The 1,656-nt window shown below is 35.7% G+C and carries 1 protein-coding gene; it reads right to left on the reverse strand.

Annotated features, from left to right (window positions below; all coding sequences use genetic code 11):
- Positions 1–50: 50 nt before the first annotated feature.
- Positions 51–1,511 (reverse strand): MBOAT family protein, encoded by a 1,461-nt coding sequence (locus Q0140_RS00270; protein WP_297960364.1) that lies wholly within the window; start codon positions 1,509–1,511, stop codon positions 51–53.
- Positions 1,512–1,656: the final 145 nt, after the last annotated feature.

Genomic DNA, 1,656 nt, shown 5'->3' on the forward strand with positions numbered 1-1,656 from the left:
AAGAGCCAAAAAAATTCCTAATAATATTTTTTTCTTCACAATTTCCTCCTCTAAAAAAAATTAAAATATAAAAATTCCGATACGGTGTTTAAATTTGATAAAGCCGTAAGAAGCAAAAATGCAACTGCTGCTATATAAAATTTCTCCACTTTACGCGAGTGGACTAGCTGCATAGAATTCTTGCAACATAGAATTAAGATAAATCCCACTAATAGCCATATTATGCTATCGCGTCTGCCTCCGATATGAATCAGGTATCCTCCGAATTCTACGTTAAAATGCTGCAAAAATTTAAAAATATGTCTGAGCGGATCCGGCAACACCACACCACTCATTCCGCACATTCCTTTTAATACTTTTATCGCATCGCTCCAATCTTTAGCTCTAAAAAACACCCAGGCAATATTTACGAAGTTAAAGGTTATAAACCAAGCTAGAACTTTATTCATTCTAAAGCCTAAATTATGCCAAAACCTATGAATCATGAGTGCCAATCCGTGTAAAAACCCCCAAAATATAAAAGTCCAGCCTGCCCCATGCCAAATGCCGCCTATTATAAAGGTGAGCATTAAATTTAAATATGTCCTCGCCCTACCCTTGCGGTTACCGCCCAGCGGTATATAAACATAATCGCGTAAAAACCTACTTAGCGTAATATGCCATCTGCGCCAGAAGTCTTGTATGTCGCTAGCCTTATACGGCGAATTAAAATTTATTGGAAGTTTGATATTAAAAAGAAGTGCTGCTCCGATTGCCATATCACAATACCCGCTAAAATCGAAATAAAGCTGAAAAGTATATGAGAGGCTGGTCGCCCATGCCTCTATTAGCGATAAAATTTCAGCTTTATCGAAGCCATTGCTCGCCCAAACGGCAAAGGTATCGGCGATGAGAACTTTTTTAAATAAACCCAAAGAAAATATAAAAAGCCCAAGAGCAATATTTTTATAATTTAGCACTTTATTTTTAAGATCACCAAACTGCGGCATAACCTCCTTGTGATGGACGATTGGACCCGCTATGAGCTGCGGGAAAAATGTAACAAATAGACAATAATTTAAAAAATTATATTCTTTAGTGCCCCCTCCGTTATATGAATCTACGAGGTATGCGATCTGCTGAAACGTAAAAAACGAAATTGCAAGCGGAAGAAGTAAATTTAAACTATGAATGTGCAGATTAAAGGCAAAATTTAAATTATCGATCAAGAAATCCGAGTACTTAAAATATCCAAGTAACGCTAAATTTGCAGCTATTGCGACAATCAAGATCGCCTTTTTTGAAATTTTTGCATCACTTTTATTTAGCTCCATTCCGAAACAATAATTAAATATCATCGAACATAAGATTATAGGCAGATACGCGATGTTCCACCAAGCGTAAAAAAATAGCGATGAAGCGACTAAAAACCCCTTTGACAGCTCGCTTAAACGTCTTTTATTTAGGAAAAAATATATAAAAAATGTTATTGGTAAAAATGCAAATATAAATTCATATGAGTTAAAAAGCATCTATTCTCCAAATCCGTTATAAACTTCATATTCGCATACTCGCCTGCGATCTAAACGCCGATAGATAAGCTATAAATCGGCTGCTTTGCATAAGATATACCGCATAAAGGTAAAAAATGAAAGTATGAATTATAGTGCAATCCGC

This window comes from uncultured Campylobacter sp., assembly GCF_938045405.1.
In the GTDB taxonomy this organism is placed as follows: domain Bacteria; phylum Campylobacterota; class Campylobacteria; order Campylobacterales; family Campylobacteraceae; genus Campylobacter_B.

Bases quoted from the DNA above. Each gene is read 5' to 3' on its own strand.
- Q0140_RS00270 (WP_297960364.1), bottom strand. From the start codon at position 1,511: ATGCTTTTTAACTCATATGAATTTATATTTGCATTTTTACCAATAACA.